This window comes from Nostoc sp. (genome assembly GCF_036916985.1).
GTDB lineage: Bacteria > Cyanobacteriota > Cyanobacteriia > Cyanobacteriales > Nostocaceae > Nostoc.
Window position 1 is genome coordinate 1 of sequence record NZ_JBALFD010000066.1, and the last position, 16,553, is coordinate 16,553.

Genomic DNA, 16,553 nt, shown 5'->3' on the forward strand with positions numbered 1-16,553 from the left:
ACCTTCTATACCAAAAACATTTTGCTGAACGAGGGTATCCGCGCTTGGATGGCTCCTCAAGATCAACCCCACGAACAATTTGTATTCCCTGAGGAGGTATTACCACGTGGTAACGCTCTCTAATAGACCAAATATCTTAGGCGGCGCTGGACGCGACCAAGAATCCACTGGATTTGCTTGGTGGTCTGGTAACGCACGTTTAATTAACTTATCTGGTAAACTGCTGGGCGCTCACGTTGCCCACGCTGGTTTGATTGTATTCTGGGCTGGAGCGATGACTTTGTTTGAAGTCGCTCACTTCATTCCTGAAAAGCCCATGTACGAACAAGGCTTGATCTTGTTACCTCACCTCGCCACTCAGGGCTGGGGTGTTGGTGCTGGTGGTGAAGTCATCGACACCTTCCCCTACTTTGTTGTCGGCGTACTCCACCTCATTTCCTCAGCCGTCCTTGGCTTTGGTGGTATTTATCATGCCGTTCGTGGACCAGAAACCTTAGAAGAATATTCTTCTTTCTTTGGTTACGACTGGAAAGACAAGAACAAGATGACCAATATCATCGGGTTCCACCTGATTATTTTGGGATTCGGTGCATTGCTGTTAGTGCTAAAAGCAATGTTCTTTGGTGGATTGTATGACACCTGGGCACCAGGCGGAGGTGATGTTCGGATTATTACCAATCCAACATTGAACCCAGCAGTTATCTTCGGTTATGTAATCAAGTCTCCCTTTGGTGGCGAAGGCTGGATTGTTAGCGTTGATAACTTGGAAGATGTCGTCGGTGGTCACATCTGGATTGCCTTTATCTTAATTGCTGGTGGTATCTGGCACATCTTCACTAAGCCTTTTGCTTGGTCACGTCGTGCATCCATCTGGTCTGGTGAGGCTTACCTCTCCTACAGCTTGGGCGCTCTTTCACTGATGGGCTTCATCGCCTCCATCTTTGTTTGGTTTAACAACACCGTTTATCCAAGCGAATTCTTTGGCCCTACTGGCCCAGAAGCTTCTCAAGCTCAGGCTTTAACCTTCTTGATTCGTGACCAACGCTTGGGTGCTAACGTCGGTTCTGCCCAAGGCCCTACAGGTCTAGGTAAATACCTAATGCGCTCTCCAACTGGTGAAATCATCTTCGGTGGTGAAACCATGCGCTTCTGGGATTTCCGCGGCCCTTGGTTGGAGCCTCTACGTGGCCCCAATGGTCTTGACTTGGAAAAAATCAAGAATGATATTCAGCCTTGGCAAGCCCGTCGTGCTGCTGAATACATGACCCACGCTCCTCTGGGTTCTTTGAACTCTGTGGGTGGTGTGGCTACTGAAATTAACTCCTTCAACTACGTATCTCCTCGCGCTTGGTTGGCAACTTCTCACTTCGTACTAGGATTCTTCTTCCTAGTTGGTCACTTGTGGCACGCTGGTCGCGCACGGGCTGCGGCTGGTGGTTTTGAGAAAGGAATTAACCGTGATACTGAGCCAGTGATGTTTATGAACGACCTAGATTAGGTTGTAAGGTTTATTTCATCACTGACAATTAAATGATTTAGAGGCTCTTGCATAAAAGCAAGGGCTTTTTTATTGATCGCGCTTATCCACAGGAAATCTAGGCAGCATCCTGGTAATTTTTTCCTGAAAATCACCTAAGCGTTTAAGATATTGGCTAAAATAAATTGACTTTTTCATAGAATTAGGCGTGGTAAAAAATCAGCTGAGTGACCTGAAGCGACAAGCGTGGAAACCGATTATTCTAGATGGGGAAAGCACTTTAGACGCTTCTAAAACTTCTGGTAAAGTCTGGTTTTTTAATGGAGAGACTTGGCCTGTCTGTCCTAATTGTCAAAACCCAATGAGGCTGGTTCTTCAGTTAAATCTTCAGCAGTTACCTGATAGCCTAGAAGAAATATTTGGCTCTGGTCTTCTTCAGCTTTTCTGTTGTGAAAGTAACTTTGAAATAAAAACTGGGAGCTTTACTTTAAGAGAGCCTATGGGAGGCTATTCTGATAGAGTTATATGTATAACTGCTTATGAAGATGAGTTTAGTGAGACAACAGTTATAGAAACATCAGAACTCTCTGAGGAAGAATCAGAGTTAATTCCTGGCAATCCAGAACCGATCCTTGAAGAGTTAATAGATACTTGCTGGATGCAAGCTTGTAAAGCATTTTCAACATCTCAGGTTATTAGAATCATTCAACCGAAGGGCGAAGTAAATCATGTTGAAGTTCCCGATATGGAAAAGACTTTTCCTACTAAGTTGATTGTAGGTTGGGAAGAAATTGAGGATTACCCCTGCCCTGATGAAGCAGAACAATATGGGATTTTACTAAGTGATGAAGACAAGGTTTCGAGTGAATTTATTTTATTAAACAATGTAGGAGACAAATTGGCAGGTTGGCCCTGCTGGGCACAAAATATTGACTATCCCAAATGTCCTTTGTGTAAACAAAAGATGGATCAGTTTATTTTTCAGCTAGAGGAGTGCGAAACCACAAATTTTCCTTACCCGCATTCTGGTCTGGGTGTAGGGTATATCGTGCAATGCTCAACTCACAAAAAACAAGTCGCTTTTTTTTGTCAATTCACCTAATAGGGTAAAACTATCGATACTGCTTTTTGCCCTCATGCTAGATATTATCTTAGCTACGGTCGCGCATTTTAATAAGGAACAATGTTTAAACTTTGTTTCACCCACGGGGGGCAAGGTTTTAAACCAATATTCATCAAAGAACCGTACAGAACTCATGCTGAATTCTGACTCCTGAATTCTGACTCCTGAGTTCTGAATTCTTCTTTATAAAACATTCTGGAGGTCGTAACAATGACAGTTGCCAAAAACCGGGCAGACCGAATAATGCTTTATGACATTAGCTGGGAACAGTTTGAAAATCTTCTAAAAGACTTGGGAGAGCATCGGGCATCAAGGTTAGCTTACGATCGCACTACCTTAGAAATTATTACACCTTTACCAGAACACGAACATTACAAAGAGGTAATTGGCGATTTGGTCAAAGAAATCGCTGATGTGCTGGATTTAGACTATGAAAGTTATGGTTCGACTACCTGGAAGCGAGAAAGCCGAATGGCAGGGATAGAATCAGATAATTGCTTATATTTCTAGAATGAAGCTGCGATTCGGGGTAGATTGCATCTGGATTTGAGACAAGATCCACCGCCTGATTTGGCACTGGAAATTGATGTTACCAGTAAGTCTTTAAATCGTTTTCCCATTTATGCCCGCCTGGGAGTACCAGAACTCTAGTGTTATGATTCCGGTGAACTCAAGATTTATCTCCTGCAAAATGGGGAATATGTTGAGTCAGAAAAGAGTCTGGTGTTTCCTACTTTAGAAATTAAATATTTGCCGAAACTGATTGAGCAAAATCGGGCAAATGCTAGACGGGCAATTCGTCAGGCGGTTCGGGAATGGGTGATAAAAGGGGGGAAGGGTGAACTACACAGTTAACATAATACAATTTTGGATTTTAGATTTTAGATTTTGGATTGGGAATCACCTTCTCTATCTGGGTTCTATTAATCCATCTGTCGTAATCATTTTTCAATTTAGTATAATTTACGAATTACGAATTACGAATTATTATCAACTTCCTCCCACATTCATCGCTGTTAAAAAAGCCTTTTGACTCACATCTCTGTAAACTGTATTTAAATACTTCATTACCACATCACTCGAAGTTGAATTTACTGCGCTTTCCTCTTCCTTTGCAAGGGGGATTGCTCCTAATACATCTAATACCGTCTCACTCGTGGATGGCGCAATAACTACTAAGGATGACTCTAGTGGCTCATTATATTGCCAAAAATAATCAATTTTTACCGAGTATTTGTTATTAGGAATTGACTGTTGAATATCGGGCGCTTCTGTTGTATTAGGTTTAATCTTGGCACTACGTAATTGGCGTAAATCGCTGATAATCTGCTCTTTAGTACGTCCGCGCAATTGAAATAGTACAAAGGGGTCTTCACTGAAGCGATCGCCTAACTGATAGTATATCGCACCAATGTGTTTACAGGGATTTGCTTTATCAGGACAAGAGCATTTACTCTGGACATCAGCAAGGGTAAATGGAAATATCGAAAGACCATTAGCTGTGAATACTTCTTCTATATTTTGCGGCATTTCTCCTGCCAGTAGCTTGGCAGCAAAAATTGCCCTTTGGGACATGGTTTCAATTACATAACCCCATTGCTCATCAGTAAATGGTTCAAGGGAAAGAGAAACTTTATAAGGTTCGACTTCACTACCTTGCACCCTAGCCAATACTTTCGCACCTTTAAATTCGATGCTGAGAACATTTCCTTGACGAGCATAATTTCTTGCACGTTCCAAACGTTTTTTAAACCGATAGGAATCTAGCAAATCTAGCCATTGTTGTGACCACCATTCTCGACTTGCTTGAAGAGTATAATTGGTCATGGTTGCTTAACTCAAAGTAAAAGGAACTGGAGATTGAGGATTGGTAAAAAAAACCGTAGGCATCGCACTTCTTAGGCGAACAACTATTACTTTACCCTGTTTTTGTCCTTTACCAAGAAGTATTGCCCTTTAATCTCAACCCCAGCCATCAGAATCCATCAACATTGCCTCAAGGATTTAAGGATTTTTGATCAGAGAGGTCATTTGATTTATCCACGCTTTGGAGCTAGAAGCACTAATGTCTGCGATCGCGGGTTTCTTGGTTACAAAAGTTATACTAGGGGATTTCCAAGAAATAAATTATCCAAATAAGAGAACTCCACAAAATAAATGATCCAAAACCCGTCATTGCGTTCGCGTAGCGTCTCGTAGATAGCGAAGCGAAGCAATCCCAACCCCTGCGATTGCTTCGATTCGCTTGCAATGACAACTGGGCATTTTTATTACTTGGAGTACTCTAAACGAACCACAGAGACGCAGAGAACACAGAGAGAAGAGAAATAGAGGGGATTTTTGTGTCAGTTTTGGGATATTTTTTATTTGGAAGTCCCTTATTAGCATGGGATTACCAAGCGGTACAGTTTGCGAGGTGTTATTTTTAGCATCTCGCATTCAATTTTGAGGTAAATCAAATGAAAGGGACGCAGAGTTTTGCTAAATATTACAAGATGAGATGTTGAGTTATGTATGGTGCGATCGCTAACTTATACTGGCTCACTAGTTATCGCCATTTTATTGTTCGTCACCCTGAATGTAGAAGCCGTTCTTACCAAGATTGAAATATTTCTCATCAACATTGCAGCATTCATAAGCAACGTTGTAATATTTCTCATCAACATTACAATATTCCTTATCAATATTGAAATATTTCTCATCAACATTGCAACATTCATAAGCAACATTGTAATATTTCTCATTAACATTACAATATTCCTTATCAATGCTGCAATATTCGTCATTAACATTACAATATTTGTCATCAACATTACAATATTTGGCTTATTCTGCATCTTCGTCAATTACTGCACTGCGATCGAGTAGTAGTAAGTTGCGAAGTTGGTCTGTATCCATTTCAGTCAACCATTCTTCACCAGCACCTACAACTTGTTCAGCCAATTGTTTCTTACTTTCAATCATGTCATGAATTTTTTCTTCTAAAGTGCCTGTGCAAACAAATTTATGTACTTGCACATTCCGAGTCTGACCAATCCGAAATACTCGGTCTGTGGCTTGATTTTCCACGGCTGGATTCCACCATCTATCAAAGTGGAATACATGATTTGCTCGTGTTAAATTCAATCCTACACCACCCGCTTTTAGAGAAAGAATCATAATCGGTGGCCCTTGCGGATCGTGTTGGAAACGGTCGATCATTTCCTCACGTTGTTTTTTACTGGTGCTACCATATAAAAAGAATATTTCTCGCCCTAGCTGTTTTTCTAAATAGGGTTTAAGTAATTTACCCCACTCAGCAAATTGTGTGAAGATTAAAGCGCGATCGCCTTCTGCTAAAACTTCTTCTAACATCTCTTCTAGACGCAGAAGTTTGGCTGAATGATGTGGTTCTAATGTCGCTTGTTTCAAGTATTGGGCTGGATGATTACAGATTTGTTTGAGTTTGATTAGTAAAGCTAAAATCATCCCCCGACGTTGCAATCCTTCCGCAGATTCTATCTCGACTAAAGATTGTTCGACAATTTGTTGATAAAGTGCCGCTTGTTCACCAGTTAAACCGCAAAATACGGTCATTTCTTGCTTATCTGGTAAATCTTGAATAATGTCGCGATCGCTTTTCAATCGCCGCAGTATAAATGGTTGCACTAATGAACGTAATTGACCCAAAGAAGCCGTATCACCATACTTTTCAATTGGCATGGCAAACCGACGCTGGAAAAATTGCTTATTGCCTAAATATCCGGGATTGAGAAAATCTAAAATAGACCATAATTCTTGCAGTCTATTTTCTACAGGTGTCCCCGTCAATGCAATGCGAAATGTAGCTTCTAATTGTCGTACTGCTTTTGACTGCTTCGCCTCTGGATTTTTCACATTCTGGGCTTCATCTAAAACTATTATCTGCCAAGAGACACTTTGCAATGACTTGATATCTCGATGAAGAAGCGAATAGCTGGTAACGATTAAATCGTGTTTTTTTACGGCTTCTAAAAACGCTTTACCTTTTGGACGCTTGTCACCGTGATATTGCAAAATTTTCAAGCTGGGTGCAAATTTATTGACTTCCCTTTCCCAGTTGCCTAAAACCGAAGTTGGGCAAACTAGCAGTGTTGGATTTTCGAGTGCATCCTGTTCTTTGAGATGTAGCAGAAAGGCGATAAATTGGACAGTGTTATGACAAATAATATTATTAGCGACAAAATTGTGATGTTCGCTAACTTCAAAGTCATAAACCCATCCCTCATAATCTATCTCTTCTATAGATTCAATCCGGCAATAAAATACCTCTTGATCGAGAAGATATTGCAAAGACTGTCTTGTTAAGCTCAACTGTTCTACATCTAGCTTGCTATATGCTGACAACGTTTGATTTGTCCATTTAGAAGGTTTTAGTAGCTGATATTGTTCTTGGGGTTCTCCACTAATCATGCGGCTCATCCCAGCTATTACTCGCTGTAAACTATCTCTAGAAAATTGCTGTGAGCCATTAATATAAACAGTGTTGTGCATCCCGAAATGCCGCAATGGTAGTCCCGTTACTCTGACTGTTTCAGTAACAATATCAGAAGCAGGAATTCCTTCAATATTTGTGTTGCTGACTAGTTGACAAATTTGCTCTAACTTACTCTGTTTTTCTGAATTATCGAAACCAATTTCTTGCAGAAATCTGCGAGCCGAATTTCCTCCAATTACACCAATATAGTAGGTGCGGAAAGTGCGAGTTCCATTAGTGGCACATTTCAGTTTGGGCGATATTCGTAACCAAATACCGAAGCGTCGCAACAGTGCAGAAAGTTGCTGAATTAGTAAAGCTGAAGCTGTAGAAATCTCAATACTCCGCATACTAAAAAGAACGGCAGACTCAGCATCGAAATAGTTTTGTAAAAATATCCGCACACTATCCAAATCTGCCTGCATGATGAAGGGCGGAATAGATTTTTCTGCCGATAGTTTACCCCAAACATAACCTTTAGCTTCTAAGAATTCCCGATAGGCTTGGCTATTAACTCGAAGAGAAGCAACTCTGTTAGGGAAAGTAGAGATATTAGGGCTGTTAATTTTGAGGTTATAGCGCTTTTGAATGCGTTGGCAAGTCTGGAGTAAATCCTCTAATACTCTGGTATCTTTTTGGGATATTGTGACTCTTCCCACATCGGGTAGTTCATGCCCTTCAGCAATCTGCCAAGCGAGAAACTTGACTAAATCATGGTCTTGTGGTTTTCCATTCCAAAGGGTTTTACCTGGTACACAAACGTAATCACCCACCTGTAAGTTATTTGTCCAACCTTTACTTGTCAGCAGTTTGTGACGATGAGTAATAGTGATACTATTACCATCTTCTAGAGTGATTTTTCGTAATTTTTCGCTAACTTGCTGCCGATACAACCGCCTGACATTAGCTTGGACAATTTTGCCTGTTGTTTCATCTATGGAATTAACTATTAATTCCTCTGTGGGGTTAGTCCAAAATCCTTCGCCGTCAAACTCTGTTTCTCCAGCGTGAGTTTTCCAGATTGTCTCGGCTGTGTGTAACAGTCCATTTACATTTACTAGAGTATCATTGGCTACACATTTACCAAGTCCCATATCGTCGGCGAGACACGCACCTAAGCCCCAACGTTCCAGGAAAGATAGCCAAGCAGCGCCTCGTTCTTGATAAGGTCGCAACTGCCCTTTAAAGCCTGCTGGTGTGGGCAAAGGTGCGATCGCTTGATTATTATTTAACGCCCCAATCAACTCTTGCAATGCGCCAGATGCGTCAAAACTAACCACTGGTAATTTTTCAATTGCCTGAGTATCTCCTGTACTCAGACGCAAAGCATCTTCCAGGGAAAGCGCCATTTGGTCTTTGCGGGTGGTAAAAAAAGTTTGGGCTGTTTTGATATCTTGGGGACGCAATTCTACCCACTCACCATTAATTTCCACTAGCGGACTATTTAAAGCCACAAGTTTATCAAACTCAGCTTTGGAAATAGTTTGTCCGCCAATTGCTAATTGCCATTGGAAATTTAGTAGACTCTGTAACCCTAAACGTCCTTGCTTTCCTTTTGGGGTTTCGGCAGTAATTTTTAAACCCAAACGGTTCGCCCATCCTTCCCGGTTCGCTAAACTGGGAGGCAAAATAACTCCCAAACCACTGTCTTCCAACCTCCAAGCTACAGCTTTGATAAACTCATAAGCTTGAATGGGGGTAAGACGAGAAGATTGGGGATATTCGGTTTCAAAGCTGGGTGCGATCGCTGGATACAACCGAGAAGCTACCCCCAAACCTCGTAAAAATGTTTCTTGTGGTTGGTCAATTGTGCGATTTTGATAAACTAATCGTTCAACTGGATTGTTCCAAATAGTTGCTGCATCCACTAAAAACTCTGGATCATCAGCCGCTTGCAGAAAATATGCCAATGTCCAATCGGTTTCGCCAGACTCAGGAGAACGCAGTTGAAAACAGGTACGATATAGAGTTTTAAGAGTTAATTGGGATTGTAGCGGCATAGTCCAGGCCTTCAATGCCGCTTCCAATCGTTCCACTTCAATGGCATCTGCGTTAACTGTATGAGATGCACTAGTTAACGCTTGCAACCACTGTCGCACCCCACCTGGTAAAGATGTAGGTTGGGAACCCACCATTTCTCGCACTTGGGCATCTATCGTACTGTTAAGAAATCCCAAAAGTAATTCTTGAGGTTCGATGGGAAAGTTTACATAAGATAGGGACTGGGGATTAGGGATTGGGGATTGGGAAAACTCTTCTCCAGTCCCCAGTCCCCAGTCCCCATTACCCAATCCCTCTTGATAAGTGCGACAAACCAACGGCATGGTTGCAGAAAATTTTTCTAGGCGGGTTCCATCTACAGCACTATCTACGAGTACTCGCCATTTGGCAGCAAATACACCATCTAATTGTCGGTCAATTGTTGGTAAGAACTTACATCGTGAGATTAAATCTAAACTCCAACGGGCAACTTGCGACCAAAAGCGTAAATCTCCACCTAAAAAGGCATCTTCACCTTCAGCAGCATTTAAGGGAACAGCAGCGAGAAATTTTACTGCTTCGCTAGGGTTGAGACAAAAACCCTCAACTTGCCACGGGTGTAAATATTGCGGGGAGTCTGTATTTTCCCCCAAGCTGGCAGAATGTACAGGGAAAATCGCTGTTGTTCCTTTATCACTGCCTTCTGGGATATAAGTTGGTAGGGCAATGATTTGAGAATGCGTTGGCAAACTGATTTCAGTGGCACTGGCGGCTTTGCGCGTTAGCGTAGCTCCTCCTTTGGAGGCTCGCCCAGTAGTTGCGAATGCAACTTGGGGTTTCTGGATAAAGTTGGTAATTGCCATATTCTGAGAATGCAGCCACTCACTCAACTCAACCGATGTCATTGCCAATGGATGTAGTGCTATCTCTCCAGATCCACTAGACTCTGAATTTACTCGTGGCGATCGCCAAGTTTCCCCCCAAATAAATAAACTACCATTCTGATTTTTTAGTAACCAATTACAGTGTAAAATCGCCATTTGCTAAGTACTCAGATTTTCCTAAAACTCAAGAATTAAAATTGCAACTATTCTACTTTCTGCATCTTCTCAAGAAGATTTATTGACCAAGTTTTGCATACAATAAATAATATTTAAGTAAATATTCCACATAAACATTGTTAAGAATGAATTTCCCCCTAATCAAAGTCTTAAAAAATGGCATATCAGTTGAACTGGATTATATGCATCCTCAAGAACAGGAGGTTGTCAGAGCCTTGCTCAATGTTGTAATTTCTGAAGGTAAAACCTATCCCCAAAAGCAACCTCTCTCTCCTACAGAATTTTCAGCTTACTGGTTAAGTAAGGATGCCTTTGTTGTCAGGACATCTGTTGTAGATCCTACACACAAGTCAAAAGAAATATTAGGGGCGTTTTATTTAAAGCCAAACTTTCCCGGTCGGTGTAGCCATATTTGCAACGCTGGTTTTATTGTACAACCTGAGTTACGCGGTCAGGGTTTAGGACGGTTCATGGGAGAGGCTATGCTTTCGATCGCAGCAAACCTGGGCTACGAAGCAGTAATGTTTAATTTGGTCTTTGAGACTAATATACCTTCAATTACACTTTGGCAGTCGTTAGGATTTGAGATTATTGGGCGAATTCCGGGTGCGGCGAAGCTAGATAATGGGCAGGTGGTAGAGGCGCTAATCTTGTATCACACTTTGGGTTGAATGACTTGTCTATCTTTGTATGTACTAGAAGTCAGCTATAGGGCATAAATGTTAGGATTGCCACAGAAAGAGAATAGCGAAAGAGAAGGAAAAAAAACTGAATGGCAGAAGTTGATAAGTCAATATCCTTCGATGGAAGGGATATTCGACTGAAAGTAGGCCTATTAGCTCCCCAGGCAGGTGGGTCGGTTTTGATAGAATCAGGGGACACATCCGTTTTAGTGACGGCTACGCGATCGCAAGCCAGAGAAGGCATAGATTTTCTTCCCCTTACTGTAGATTATGAAGAAAGGCTATATGCCGCCGGTAGGATTCCCGGCGGGATCATGCGGCGGGAAGGTCGCCCCCCAGAAAAAACAATTCTCACCAGCCGTCTTATAGACCGTCCCATGCGTCCTTTGTTCCCCTCATGGTTGCGGGATGACTTGCAAATTATTGCCTTAACGCTGTCGATGGACGAGTTAGTTCCACCCGATGTGTTAGCAGTTACAGGCGCTTCCATTGCTACCCTGATTGCCCAGATTCCTTTTAATGGGCCAATGGCAGCAGTGCGGGTTGGTTTAGTGGGAGATGATTTCATTATTAACCCCACTTATGCAGAAACCGAAGCTGGAGATTTGGATCTGATAGTAGCAGGTTCACCTTATGGCGTAATCATGGTGGAAGCGGGAGCCAATCAGTTGCCAGAGCGAGATATTCTTGAGGCGATTGACTTTGGTTATGAAGCAGTGCGGGACTTAATCAAAGCGCAGCAAGATTTAATTGCAGAACTTGGTCTAGTAATAGTGCAAGAAGCACCACCAGCAGTAGACCAAACGCTAGAAAATTATATCCGCGATCGCGCCAACGGTCAGATTAAGAAAATCCTGTCTCAATTTAGTTTGACCAAACCCGAACGCGATGCAGCTTTAGATGTCGTCAAGGATGAAATTGCCGCGACGATTACCGAACTGTCAGAAGAAGACCCCATTCGAGTTGCTGCAACTGCAAATAAGAAGGCACTTGGTAACACTTTTAAAGATATTACCAAACACTTCATGCGGCGGCAAATCATCGAAGATAACGTCCGCGTTGATGGTCGTAAACTCGATCAAGTGCGTCCGGTTTCTTGTTTAGTTGATGTCTTACCAAAACGAGTCCACGGCAGCGGCTTATTTAACCGCGAACTAACTCAGGTATTATCTACTTGTACTTTGGGTACACCTGGGGATGCTCAAAACCTCAACGATGACATGCAGCTAGATCAGCACAAGCGTTACTTGCATCATTACAACTTCCCGCCCTTCTCAGTCGGTGAAACCAAGCCAATGCGTGCCCCAGGAAGGCGTGAAATTGGTCACGGGGCATTGGCAGAACGAGCGCTAATCCCTGTGCTACCGTCCAAAGAACAATTTCCCTACGTAATTCGTATTGTATCGGAAGTACTTTCCTCCAACGGTTCCACCTCAATGGGTTCAGTCTGTGGTTCTACCCTCGCCCTGATGGATGCTGGTGTACCAATTCTCAAACCCGTGAGTGGTGCGGCAATGGGTCTGATTAAGGAAGGGGACGAAGTACGAGTCCTGACCGACATTCAAGGCATTGAAGACTTTTTGGGTGACATGGACTTCAAAGTTGCCGGGACGGATACCGGGATTACCGCCTTGCAAATGGATATGAAAATCTCCGGTTTGTCTTTGGAGGTGATAGCCCAAGCCGTCCACCAAGCCAAAGCAGCCCGGTTGCACATTCTAGAGAAAATGCTTGCCTGCATTGACACACCACGGACTGAAACCTCACCTTATGCCCCACGTCTGTTAACAATCAAGATTGATTCAGACATGATTGGTTTGGTAATTGGGCCTGGAGGCAAGACTATTAAGGGGATCACAGAGGAAACTGGTGCAAAAATTGACATCGAAGATGATGGCACCGTGACAATTTCGGCTGTGGATGAGAATAAGGCCAAGAGAGCCAGAAATATCATCCAAGGCATGACCCGCAAGTTGCACGAAGGGGATGTCTACGCAGGACGCATTACTCGGATTATACCGATAGGTGCATTTGTGGAATTTTTGCCTGGAAAAGAAGGCATGATCCACATTTCTCAACTAGCTGACTACCGCGTTGGCAAAGTTGAAGATGAAGTAGCGGTGGGCGATGAAGTGATTATCAAAGTGCGCGAAATTGATAACAAAGGTCGGATTAATCTTACCCGCTTGGGTATCCACCCAGATCAAGCAGCAGCAGCAAGAGAAGCTGCGGCGGTGAATCGGTAACTCGATTTGGGATTTTAGATTAGATTAAATCTAAAATCCGCGATGCCTACTGTGAAGGCATCGCCGTATGCTTCTCTAAATTAGTTGCACAATATTTATTAAGAGAAAGTAATCAGGATCGAATTGATGAAACTGATGCCTGTAAATTTTCTCAACGACTATGAATATAAATTTACTTGATAATTAATGCTACTTTCTCAGTAGAAACGTAATTTGGCAAGACGTAATTCAATTTTGCTTCGTTGAGATGCAGATGATCTGACAACACAGCAGAGATCACATTCCGAAAATCAGTAGTAATAGCCAAGTCCCTACCTTGGTAAAGTTGGGTTGTAGATAGACCAGGCCATTCACCGTAAACTTTACCACCGCGAATATTACCACCCAAAACCCACATAACATTCCCGTGACCGTGGTCGGTACCACCATCATCATTTTGCTTGACTGTACGACCAAACTCAGACATCACAACAATTATCGTATTCTGGTAAACGCTCCCCAAACCTGCGACCAAAGCGGCCAAACCCGAACCCAATTTTTTGAGGTTGCCAGCTAACAGTCCTTGAGTGCTACCTTGATTGACATGGGTATCCCAACCTCCCAAAGCCATAAACCCTAACTCAATTCTAGGGTCTTTGAGCATTAGTTGTGCCAATCGTTGGGCATCACTGGCGAAGCCATCAGGTAAAGGCGCGCCATTATTCGCCATTTTCATTTCACTATCAAGGTCATCCATGATCGCCTGACGCGCCATCCGTCCTTGGTGATAGGTCTGACTTAAGGCATCATTACCGTCATAAAGTTGGTCAAATGCTGCTGCTAATTGAGGACGATCTATTGGCAGAGGTCTGTTAGCATTTCTACCTGATGCTATGTTAGCTACAGCCATCCGTCCTGAAAAAATCCAGGGTGTTGTTTCTCCAACACTTACCGCTTGGATGGGTGTTTTTTGAGAAATCACCCCTAGTAAACGATTCATCCAACCATCCTGAGTATGTTTATCACCAGGGGTAGCGCTTTCCATGTATTCTTGAGCATCAAAGTGAGAACGAGTTGGATCGGGAGAACCACAGGCATGAACAAAGGCCAAACTCTTCTGTTGCCAAAAGGGCATCAAAGAATCTAATGCTGGATGTAAGCCAAAACGTCCATCTAAATCTATTACTCCCCCTTCCTTCCCTGGTTGGGGAATAGCAATTTGCGGTCGGGCTTGATAGTAGGCTGTCTCTGAGTAAGGAACCACGACGTTTAAACCGTCTACTGCTCCCCGAAGGAAAATTATAATTAAGCGCTTCTGGTCGCTGTTTGGGGTAGCGGATCTAGCTATCCAAGCATTGCTGCTTACTGCTGTGATTGCGGAAGCTGAAAAAATTCCACCTTGGATTAGGAAGTTACGTCTTTTCATAATTAAAATTACTAAGTTATGGCTGTTTCAAATTCGCTTCTATGTCTCAGCTAGAACTGCTATAGCAAGGGACTGGGGATTGGGGACTGGGGACTGGGTGAAAAGTCTTTTTGTGTCTAAGTTTTATCATCTGTTAATGTCCTGACCACCTTGGGTGTTGCTATATATCAACAACCTAGTTCTAAAGACCAATACCTTAGCCAAAAAAAGAGCCTTGTTGAAGAAGAATTCAGAAGTCAGAATGGGCTTCGCCCCGCTGCGCTAACAGGAGTCAGAATCAAGACGCGACCCTCGAATACTTGCTCTAAGCGTTGGCGCAGCCTCTCGTAGAGAAGCCATGCCGCAGGCTTTACGCTGCGCTACCGAAGACTCGCTATCAGTCGGGGATTCAGACCCGCGACTGATTGTTCGCCTTTGGCGTCTCCCCTTGGGAGAAAACTCGCTAACGCTGCGCTATCCACCAGTCGTACAAAATTCATTCTGAACTCTGACTACTGAATTCTGTTCGATAATTAATTTTTGGCAAAACTGGCAAAAACTGTAACTAACGATGCATAAATTCTGGGCTGCCCAAAATTAAAGCACTATGAATTTGAGGGGAACTAGAGGCGATCGCATTCTGCGTTTTCTTTGACAAAGAATTGCCCAATGTATTGGTTAGTTGCCAAGCATCTACAGGAATACTGGGAGACTTTTGTAAAGGTCTTTGCCCTGCGCCAATTTGCCCCCTCTGTTCTATATTTGTAGGGATGGCTGATAAGAGTAAATTTCCATTAGCGATCGCCGCAGCAAAACTGAGGCGGCGGTTCATTGCATCAGGGTTTAACCACACATCTGCTGTGTTTTTGTAACCATCTGGAGTTTGACAACCGTATAGAGGCATTGCCAATTGTTGCAACAGATTGGAGATTGGTTTTGTGTTCTCCACTTCCACACCTGTGGCTCGTACCGCAGAGATCGCATATTGATAGGGTGTTTTAAACTTGGCATTAAAGTTTTTGGCATCCCAGAATTCCTCGCTGTGGAATAGGGTGTTGAGAACCTCACGAATATTACCATCAGTGGCAAGATAGCGGTGTGTGAGATTGTTTACCAGATCAGTCGGGGGAAGATCGCTGACAAAATATTGAGCTATCTGATAGCTGATGTGACGTGCAGTTGCCGGACTTTGAGCCAAAATATCTAAAGCTTCCTCTCCTTGGGCTTCACCACCGCTTTTAATTGTGTGTCCCAGGAAAACTTTTTCGCTAAAATCATGAAGCTTTGGGTTGAAGTAAAATCCAAAAATATTATCTGTTTGCTGACCGGGGCGACTGAAACCCCAACCACTTAAAATCTTTGCCAGAGCAATCACATCTTGCTGAGTATAACCTCCATCTACGCCGAGAGTATGTAGCTCCATCAGTTCACGAGCATAGTTCTCATTCAAACCTCGGATATTACCTTGGGCATCGGGGCGGCTGTCAGCTCGATTTTGGAAGTTGTCCAGATAATACTGCATGGCTGGATGATGAGCTGTTGCCCCTAACAGGTCACGAAAGCGACCCAAAGTGTAAGGTCGAATCGCCTGTTGTTCATAAGCTCCCACCCAGAGGCGATCGTATCCTTTAGCAGCATCCACATTAAAATGGTTATACCAAAATTCCACCATTACTTCTTGGAGTTGTCTCTTACTGCTAGTTGCCTCTAATAATCGCGCTTGAACTGCCTGAACTAACACCTGTTGACCCCGCTTGTTGGCAGCTTTTATTTCTGACTGGGTGGGTTTTTTTCCTGGGAGATTAGCTGTGCCATATTCTAAGAGTCCCACTGGATTCAAGTGGAGAGCATCTAGCTGATTTAGTTGGTTGGTGAGACTTTCTGCTTCGGGAATCGAGTCGGGTGAGAGTTGCTCCTGAATGTATCGCTCTACACCCAGAGACTCTACTCTTTGCACATCTCCCGGACGAGGGCCAAAGCTAAGGCGATTAATTATATGTAATACTTTTGGGTCAACAGGTGTGGAGGCTGCATTACTAGGAAGAATTGACCCCAGTAATATCAACAGCAACAACACACAATACTTAGGATTTACATTCATAGA

General features: G+C 43.0%; 10 protein-coding genes and 1 pseudogene. 7 read left to right on the forward strand and 4 right to left on the reverse strand.

Annotated elements, in window-relative coordinates:
• The 5 genes and pseudogenes from V7L07_RS21925 to V7L07_RS21945 all read left to right on the forward strand — a co-directional run.
• Positions 1–123, forward strand: a pseudogene (locus V7L07_RS21925) (photosystem II D2 protein (photosystem q(a) protein)); the annotation flags it as partial.
• Positions 107–1,498 carry a photosystem II reaction center protein CP43 gene (gene psbC / locus V7L07_RS21930; protein ID WP_335061000.1) on the forward strand — a complete coding sequence of 464 codons (1,392 nt, stop codon included), beginning with the start codon at positions 107–109 and terminating at the stop codon, positions 1,496–1,498. The pseudogene V7L07_RS21925 and the gene psbC, both read left to right, overlap by 17 nt.
• Positions 1,499–1,685: 187 nt before the next feature.
• Complete coding sequence (locus V7L07_RS21935) at positions 1,686–2,579, forward strand: DUF1963 domain-containing protein (protein WP_335061001.1); 894 nt, start codon at positions 1,686–1,688, stop codon at positions 2,577–2,579.
• A 231-nt stretch (positions 2,580–2,810) separates the two neighbouring features.
• On the forward strand, positions 2,811–3,110 hold the full coding sequence (locus tag V7L07_RS21940; RefSeq protein WP_335061002.1) for a Uma2 family endonuclease: 300 nt from the start codon (positions 2,811–2,813) through the stop codon (positions 3,108–3,110).
• Between the two features lie 213 nt (positions 3,111–3,323).
• On the forward strand, positions 3,324–3,455 hold the full coding sequence (locus V7L07_RS21945; protein ID WP_335061003.1) for a hypothetical protein: 132 nt from the start codon (positions 3,324–3,326) through the stop codon (positions 3,453–3,455).
• A 135-nt stretch (positions 3,456–3,590) separates the two neighbouring features.
• On the opposite strand, the gene V7L07_RS21950 is transcribed toward V7L07_RS21945, so the two are convergent.
• Together V7L07_RS21950 and V7L07_RS21955 are read right to left on the reverse strand one after the other, a co-directional pair.
• The gene (locus V7L07_RS21950) at positions 3,591–4,427 is read right to left on the reverse strand and encodes an SWIM zinc finger family protein (RefSeq protein ID WP_335061004.1); all 837 of its coding nucleotides are present in this window, start codon (positions 4,425–4,427) and stop codon (positions 3,591–3,593) included.
• A 999-nt stretch (positions 4,428–5,426) separates the two neighbouring features.
• A complete protein-coding gene (locus tag V7L07_RS21955; RefSeq protein WP_335061005.1) occupies positions 5,427–10,115 on the reverse strand; it encodes an SNF2-related protein in 4,689 nt (1,562 codons plus the stop codon).
• 146 nt (positions 10,116–10,261) lie between these two features.
• Between V7L07_RS21955 and V7L07_RS21960 the strand changes: the two genes are divergently transcribed.
• Complete coding sequence (locus tag V7L07_RS21960; RefSeq protein WP_335061006.1) at positions 10,262–10,807, forward strand: GNAT family N-acetyltransferase; 546 nt, start codon at positions 10,262–10,264, stop codon at positions 10,805–10,807.
• Positions 10,808–10,908: 101 nt separating this feature from the next.
• Complete coding sequence (locus V7L07_RS21965) at positions 10,909–13,065, forward strand: polyribonucleotide nucleotidyltransferase (protein WP_335061007.1); 2,157 nt, start codon at positions 10,909–10,911, stop codon at positions 13,063–13,065.
• Positions 13,066–13,237: 172 nt separating this feature from the next.
• Here the strand turns inward: V7L07_RS21965 and V7L07_RS21970 are convergent, their stop codons facing one another.
• Together V7L07_RS21970 and V7L07_RS21975 are read right to left on the reverse strand one after the other, a co-directional pair.
• Positions 13,238–14,470, reverse strand: a complete 1,233-nt coding sequence (locus tag V7L07_RS21970) for a DUF1501 domain-containing protein (RefSeq protein ID WP_335061008.1) — start codon at positions 14,468–14,470, stop codon at positions 13,238–13,240.
• 544 nt (positions 14,471–15,014) lie between these two features.
• Entirely contained in the window at positions 15,015–16,550 is a 1,536-nt protein-coding gene (locus V7L07_RS21975; protein ID WP_335061009.1) for a DUF1800 domain-containing protein, read from the reverse strand.
• Positions 16,551–16,553: the final 3 nt, after the last annotated feature.

Bases quoted from the DNA above. Each gene is read 5' to 3' on its own strand.
- V7L07_RS21940 (WP_335061002.1), top strand. From the start codon at position 2,811: ATGACAGTTGCCAAAAACCGGGCAGACCGAATAATGCTTTATGACATT.
- V7L07_RS21950 (WP_335061004.1), bottom strand. From the start codon at position 4,427: ATGACCAATTATACTCTTCAAGCAAGTCGAGAATGGTGGTCACAACAA.
- V7L07_RS21955 (WP_335061005.1), bottom strand. From the start codon at position 10,115: ATGGCGATTTTACACTGTAATTGGTTACTAAAAAATCAGAATGGTAGT.
- V7L07_RS21960 (WP_335061006.1), top strand. From the start codon at position 10,262: ATGAATTTCCCCCTAATCAAAGTCTTAAAAAATGGCATATCAGTTGAA.
- V7L07_RS21965 (WP_335061007.1), top strand. From the start codon at position 10,909: ATGGCAGAAGTTGATAAGTCAATATCCTTCGATGGAAGGGATATTCGA.
- V7L07_RS21970 (WP_335061008.1), bottom strand. From the start codon at position 14,470: ATGAAAAGACGTAACTTCCTAATCCAAGGTGGAATTTTTTCAGCTTCC.
- V7L07_RS21975 (WP_335061009.1), bottom strand. From the start codon at position 16,550: ATGAATGTAAATCCTAAGTATTGTGTGTTGTTGCTGTTGATATTACTG.